Origin of the sequence: Azospira sp., from assembly GCF_030247495.1 — a bacterium.
Classification (GTDB): Bacteria; Pseudomonadota; Gammaproteobacteria; order Burkholderiales; family Rhodocyclaceae; genus Azospira; species Azospira oryzae.
Window position 1 is genome coordinate 99,672 of the sequence record NZ_JAOTRW010000012.1, and the last position, 6,417, is coordinate 106,088.

General features: G+C 69.3%; 5 protein-coding genes. 1 reads left to right on the plus strand and 4 read right to left on the minus strand.

The features are described 5' to 3' along the window. The first annotated feature begins 2 nt into the window (after positions 1-2). Positions 3-776, plus strand: a complete 774-nt coding sequence (locus OEL49_RS16740) for an arginyltransferase (RefSeq protein WP_287875813.1) — start codon at positions 3-5, stop codon at positions 774-776. Positions 777-780: 4 nt separating this feature from the next. On the opposite strand, the gene OEL49_RS16745 is transcribed toward OEL49_RS16740, so the two are convergent. The 4 genes from OEL49_RS16745 to OEL49_RS16760 all read right to left on the minus strand — a co-directional run bounded on the left by OEL49_RS16745 (position 781) and on the right by OEL49_RS16760 (position 6,181). Continuing rightward, positions 781-2,052, minus strand: coding sequence for a PepSY-associated TM helix domain-containing protein (locus OEL49_RS16745; RefSeq protein ID WP_287875816.1), 1,272 nt, complete (start codon positions 2,050-2,052; stop codon positions 781-783). Positions 2,053-2,061: 9 nt separating this feature from the next. After that, on the minus strand, positions 2,062-4,488 hold the full coding sequence (locus OEL49_RS16750; protein WP_287875819.1) for a TonB-dependent receptor: 2,427 nt from the start codon (positions 4,486-4,488) through the stop codon (positions 2,062-2,064). A gap of 164 nt (positions 4,489-4,652) precedes the next feature. Further along, positions 4,653-5,672 carry a FecR domain-containing protein gene (locus OEL49_RS16755; protein WP_287875822.1) on the minus strand — a complete coding sequence of 340 codons (1,020 nt, stop codon included), beginning with the start codon at positions 5,670-5,672 and terminating at the stop codon, positions 4,653-4,655. Continuing rightward, positions 5,669-6,181: a sigma-70 family RNA polymerase sigma factor gene (locus OEL49_RS16760; protein ID WP_287875825.1), complete on the minus strand. Its 513-nt coding sequence runs from the start codon at positions 6,179-6,181 to the stop codon at positions 5,669-5,671. The genes OEL49_RS16755 and OEL49_RS16760 overlap by 4 nt, the downstream gene beginning before the upstream one ends. Positions 6,182-6,417 lie beyond the last annotated feature (236 nt).

Here is a 6,417-nt window from a genome sequence, read left to right on the forward strand (position 1 = left end):
ACATGTCCCAACTCAACGACTCGTCCCTGCCCTTTTCCCTGCTGCAGTTCTACGCCACCTCGCCCTACGGCTGCAGCTACCTGCCGGAGCAGCAGGCCCGCTCCCAGGTGGCCACGCCCACCCACCTGATCAACACGGAAATCTACAGCGAGCTGGTGCGGGCCGGCTTCCGCCGCAGCGGCGTGTTCACCTACCGTCCCTGGTGCGACGCCTGCCGCGCCTGCGTGCCGGCGCGCATCCCGGTGCAGCGCTTCGCCCCGGACCGGACCCAGCGGCGGGTGGCCCGCCAGCACGAAAACCTGGTGGCCCGGGAAGTGCCCCTGGAATTCGCCGCCAGCCACTACGAGCTATACCAGCGCTACCAGGCCAACCGCCACGCCGGCGGCGGCATGGACCAGGACAGCCACGAGCAGTACGCCCACTTCCTGCTGCAAAGCCGGGTGGACACCCGGCTGGTGGAATTCATCGAACCCGGGAGCGGCGCCGTGCGCATGGTCAGCGTCATCGACGTGCTCACCGACGGCCTCTCCTCCGTCTACACCTTCTACGACCCGGACGTGCCCGGCGCCAGCTACGGCACCTACAACATCCTGTGGCAGATCCAGCAGTGCCGGGAACTGGGCCTGCCCCACCTGTACCTGGGCTACTGGATCGGCGCCAGCCGCAAGATGGCCTACAAGATCCGCTTCAAGCCCCTGGAAGGGCTGGTGGACGGGGAATGGCAGGAGCTGGAGGCGCTCGCCGCCGCCCAGACGGAGCCAGGCCCCCAGCCCTGATCCTTCAGGCAGACCCTAACACTGGCACCTCCTGCTGCAATTCCCGGCGCCGCCGGCCCTGCCGCTTTCTCCACCACACATAGACCCCAGTCGCCGACAGCACGGCCACCGCCAGGCCCATCAGGGAAATGAGGATGCGCCCGGGCAGGCCCAGGATGCGGCCGGAGTGGACGGGGAACTGGAGTTGCACGAAGACGTCCGCCGCCGTGCCCTGCCAGGGCACCCGCTCACCCAGGATGCGGCCGTCCTGGCCGTCCAGGTAGAGGGATTTGACCTTCATGTTGCCGAAGTCGTCCCCGGGCTCGTTGAACTGGACGCCGTAGATGCCGTATTGCAGGGTATAGAAGAGGCTGCCGGCAGGCTCCGTCCAGCCCCGGGCCCGGGCCGCCGTCTCGGCCGCGGCGATCGCTTCGGCATAGCTGAGGCGGGGGGCGATGGGCTGCTCCAGGGGACGCATGGGACGCTGGGTGAAGGGGTCCGGCGTCAGGGTGGAGACGGCGGCCAGCACCGGGCGGAACACTTCCTGGTAGAGGTTGAGGGAGACGGAGGACAGGGCCAGGAGGAACAGCAGGCTCCAGGTCCACAGGCTGCCGGCCCGGTGCAGGTCGAAGTTGAACTTGTAGGCGCCGGCGCCGCGGCGGATTTTCCAGGAGGTGCTCCAGCGTGCCCACCAGGAGCGGCGTTCGGCCTGCCCTGCCCCGACAGGCGCATCCAGCCTGCCTTTGCGGCGACCTGCCGGCAGGGTCAGCACCACGGCGACGAAACAGTCCAGCAGCCAGAGCAGGGCGACGCCTCCCATGAACCAGTAGCCCCAGCGGTTTTTGCCGCCGAAGTCGGGGATGTGCAGGCTGTAGTGCAGCTTGTAGAGAAAGGGCAGCAGGTTTTCCCGGGACAGGGAAAGGCCGCCCCACTCCCGCCGCCCCCGGATTTCGCCACTCACCGGGTCGGCAAAGACCTGGTTGTAGCCCGGCGCGAAAAGCTTGCCGGTGGCCGGATCAAGCCGGGGCCGCACGCCCAGTTGCAGGTTGTGCCCCGGCTCCAACTGCAGGGGCAGGAAGGTGACCTGGATGCGCGGGTCCGCCGCCTCCACCCGCCGCACCACTTCCAGGGGCGGCAGGGGCTGCCCCGGGGTGACGGCCTCGAACAGGTGGTCGTTGAGCCACTCGTCCAGTTCGTGGTCCCAGGAGATGATGGCCCCGGTGAGGCCGGCCGCAACCAGGAACAGGGCCATGGCCAGGCCGACCCAGCGGTGCAGCAGGGAACAGAAGCGCCGCATGGACAACCCTTAGAAATCCACCGTGGCGGAGAGGGTCAGGGTGCGGGGGGCGCCCAGGGTCAGGTAGCCGCCGGTGGCGGAAGCCCAGTAGTTCTTGTCCGCCAGGTTCTCGATGTTGGCCCGCAGCACCACGGCCTGGCTGCCGGCCTGGAAGCCGTAGCGCACGCCGGCATCGAAGCGGGTCCAGGCCGGCACTTCCTGGGTGTTGGCCGTATCCAGGTACTGCTTGCCGGTATGCACCATGCGCCCCACCACCGCCAGGCCGGGCACGCCGGGCACGTCGTACTCGCCGCTCAGGTTGGCCAGGAACCTGGCCACACCGATGGCCTGCTTGCCCACGTTGGCGGCGCTGGCGACCTGCTCCAGCTTGGCGTCCATGACCGTGATGCCACCGATGAGGCGCAGGTTGCGGCTGGCTTCGCCGAAGAGGCTCAGTTCCAGGCCCCGGTTCACCTGCTCGCCGCTGACTTCATAGACGTTGGTGCCCGGATTGGTGGCGGCGCTCAGCTGGTTCACCTCGAACAGGGCGGCGCTGGCGGCGATACGGCCGAAGTCGGCCTTGGCCCCCACTTCCTTCTGCTTGGAGCGGAAAGGCGCCAGGGTCTGGCCCTGGTTGGCGGTGCCGGTGGGAGCGACGCCGCCTTGCAGCAGGCCTTCGATGTAGTTGGCGTAGAGGGAGAGATTGTCGGCCGCCTTCACCACCAGGCCGGCGGAGGGGGTGGTGACGGAAACGTCGTACACCGAACTCTGCACCCCGCTGCCGTAGGCATAGTTGCCCACCAGGGCCTTCTGCTGGCGGGCGCCCAGGGTCAGCAGCACCTTGTCCTGCAAGAAGCCCAGGGTGTCGGCCACGGCGATGCTGGAGAGGCGGGTGTCGGCGGTGCGCTGGGGATTGTTGAGGTCGCCACCGAAGAAGGCCAGGCCGGGCTTGGCCAGATCCGCCGGGTTGTAGATGTTGGTGTTCTGGGCCGGCCAGGACATGGCCCAGGCATTGCGCCCCACCAGGTTGGTGCGGCTGGCGGAAAGGCTGACCCGGTGGCTGACGCCGCCGGTGACGAATTTGCCGCGCAGGCCGGCCTCGCCGGTGGACACGTCTTCCTCGTGGGGCACTTCGAAGCGGGAAAGGGTGGCGTTGCCGTTGCTGCTGTTCACCGTCGGCGTGGCGTAGATGCCCAGTTCCTTGTTGTAGCGCACGCCGTAGGCAGCGTAGGCGGTCCAGTCCTGGTTCAGGTCGTACTCGCCGCGCACGGCGGCGAAGGTGTCCTCGGTGTCGGAATAGCTCCAGGAGGGCGCGAAGTTGCGGCTGGCGTCCGGGGCCGTGGGCACGGCCACGCCGGCAGCCACCTGCACGTTGGGCCGGCCCTGGCGGATCTTGCTCTTCTGGTAGCCGAAGTCGGCGGAGAGGCGCAGCTTGTCGCCGCGGAAATCCAGGCCCACGGCCAGCATGTCCAGGCTGCGCTTTTCCCGATCGATGGAACCCTCGCCGTCCCGGCTCAGGGCATTGACCCGCACGCCCACGGACTGGTCCGGGCCGAAGCGGCGGCCGATATCCACATGGCCGCCGAAGAGGGAATCGCCGTGCAGGGTGCCGGTCACCTGGGTCACCGGCAGCTCGCCGGCCCGCTTGGGCACCAGGTTGATGCTGCCACCCATGCCGGAATTGCCGGAGGCCATGCCGTTGAGGAAGGCATTGGCGCCGCGGAACACTTCCACCCGCTCCAGCATTTCCACCGCCACGTACTGCCGCGGCAGCAGGCCGTAGAGGCCGTTGAAGCCCAGGTCGTCGGCGTAGAGGGGCAGGCCGCGCACCGTATAGGCCTCGGCATAGTTGCCGTAGCCGCGATAGACCCGCACCGCCGGATCGTTGGCCACCACGTCGGCCACGCTCTTGGCGGCCTGGTCCTGCATCAACTGGGAGGTATAGGCGGCGGTGGCGAAGGGGGTATCCATCATGTCCAGGTCCCCCAGCAGGCCGACCCGGCTGCCCCGGGCCATCTGGCCGCCGGCATAGGGTTTGGGCTGCTGGCCGGGCTGGCCAGCGCTGTTGGCGGTGACGGCCACCGTGGCCAGGGCCGCCTCCTTGCCGCTGCCGGCGGGCAGGCGGCGCAGGGTATAGCCACCGCTGTTCTGGGGCACCGCTTCCAGGCCGCTGCCGGCCAGGATGCGCTCCAGCCCCTGGGCGACACCGTAGCTGCCCTGAAGACCGCTGCTCTGCTTGCCTTCGGTGAGGGCGGCATCAACGGATAGAAGCACCCCGGCCTCGGCGGCGAACTGGCTGAGGACCCGGCTCAAGGTGCCAGCCGCAATGCTGTAGCTGCGTGCCGCCGCCTGGGCCTGGGCCGCCGGCATCAGGGCGGGCGTCAGCAGGGGGGCGGCGACGAAGGCCAGTTGCAGGGCCAGCACCAGGGGCCGGCGGGAAGGTTGGGCGAAGGACATGGGGAAACCTCTATCAATGCGTGGAAGATGTGCGCCGCAGGGGGCTCATCTGCATTGCCGAGGAGGAAACGAAAAAGGGAACCGGAACGGCAACAAATATTTGGGGGCGCCGCCGGACCTGCTTCAAATCCGGTCCAGGCCGGGGCCGGCGCCGTGGCAGAACCTCAGCGGGGCTCCACGCTGACCCACCAGGGCAGGGTGCGGCGCACCCGCAGGGGCAGGCTTTCCTCCAGGCTGGCCAGGATGCGGTCCGTATCTCCCAGGGGGAAGGCGCCCACCAGGCGCAGCTCAGCCACCGCCGGGTCCCAGCCCAGGTGGCCGCTGCGGTAGCGGGACAGCTCGGCGAGGAAGTCGCCCAGGCGCATGTCGTCGGCCACCAGCATGCCCCGGCTCCAGGCCTGGCGCGCCGTCTGGGCCGGCACCGGGGTGGCGACGCCGTTACGGTCGTAGCGCACTTCCTGGCCGGCGGCGATTACCTGCCGGGCCCCGGGCTGGCCATGGGGCGTGATTTCCACCGCCCCGGCGAACACTGCGAGGGATTCGCCGGACCCGGCGCCCTCATCCCGGCGCACCAGAAAGCGGGTGCCCAGGGGCCGCAGCAGGCCTTCCGGCGTGGCCAGGCGCAGGGGCCGGGGCGATGCTGCAGCGTCCACGCCCGGCTCACCCTTGCCCGTTTCCACCAGCACTTCGCCGCGCAGCAGACCCAGGCGACGCTCGCCAGCCTGGAAGCGCACGCTGATGGCGCTGTCGGTGTTGAGCCAGACCCGGGTGCCGTCGGCCAGCTGCACTTCCCGGGTTTCGCCCCGGGCGGTCTCGAAATCTGCCGTTTCGCCGGGCCACAGCCCCAGGCGGCGACCGCCCCAGGCCATGCCGCCGACGGCGGCGAACAGCACCAGGGCCTTCATAGCCTGGCGTCGCTGCATGCGGCGCTGGCGACTGCCCGCCTCCACCGCCAGCCGGGCCGCTTCGCCGGACTGTCCGGCCCGGGGCAGGCTGGCAAAGCTGCGGCTTACCGCCTCCACCTGCTGCCAGGCCCGGCGATGTTCCTCCCGGGCTTCGAGCCAGGCCTGCCAGCGCTGCCGTTCGGCGGCGCTGACGCCCGGGTCGTGGAGCACGGCAAACCATTCAGCCGCCGCCTGCAGCACCTGGTAGTCGGTGGCCTGGATGCCAGCCCGGGCGCTCAAGCGTCACTCCCGGCCAACAGGCAGTGGAGCATGGCCCGGGCCATGTATTTCTTCACCATGCGCTCGGAAACGCCTAGGCGCTCGCCGATCTCCCGGTAGCCCAGGCCGTCGAGCTGGGCCAGGAGGAAGGCCTGGCGCACCTTTTCCGGTAGGGCCGCGAGCAGGGCCTCGATTTCCAGCAGTGCCTCCAGCACCAGGGCCCGCTCCTCCGGCGACGGAGCCAGGGCCTCGGGCTGCCAGGCCAGGGCTTCCAGGTAGGCCCGCTCGATTTCCAGGTGCCGCCAATGGTCCACCACCAGGCCGTGGGCCACCGTGGTCAGGTAGGCCCGGGGTTCCCGCAGCCCCTCCAGGTTTTCCCGCCGCAGAATGCGGCAGAAGGTATCCTGGGCCAAATCGGCGGCACTCTCGGCGCAACCCAGCTTGTGCCGCAGCCAGGAACGCAGCCACCCGCCGTGCTCCCGGTAGAGGGCGGCCACGGCCAGATCGGATTGGGAAAGGACGGCGCTCATGGCAAAGGAAAGAAACGAATAAGAATTATTCTTATTGTAGAACGGAAAAACCTGTACGAAAAGCCATCCCCACCGGGTTCGATGGCACCGCTATCCAGACGGCATGGCTGCCCTCTCCGCCCTCTCCGCCCTCTCCGCCCTCTCCGCCCTCTCCGCCCTCTCCGCCCTCTCCGCCCTCTCCGCCCTCTCCGCCCTCTCCGCCCTCTCCGCCCTCTCCGCCCTCTCCGCCCTCTCCG

Excerpts from the sequence above, each read along its gene's own strand:
- OEL49_RS16750 (WP_287875819.1), bottom strand. The coding sequence starts at position 4,488 with ATGTCCTTCGCCCAACCTTCCCGCCGGCCCCTGGTGCTGGCCCTGCAA.
- OEL49_RS16740 (WP_287875813.1), top strand. The coding sequence starts at position 3 with ATGTCCCAACTCAACGACTCGTCCCTGCCCTTTTCCCTGCTGCAGTTC.
- OEL49_RS16745 (WP_287875816.1), bottom strand. The coding sequence starts at position 2,052 with ATGCGGCGCTTCTGTTCCCTGCTGCACCGCTGGGTCGGCCTGGCCATG.
- OEL49_RS16760 (WP_287875825.1), bottom strand. The coding sequence starts at position 6,181 with ATGAGCGCCGTCCTTTCCCAATCCGATCTGGCCGTGGCCGCCCTCTAC.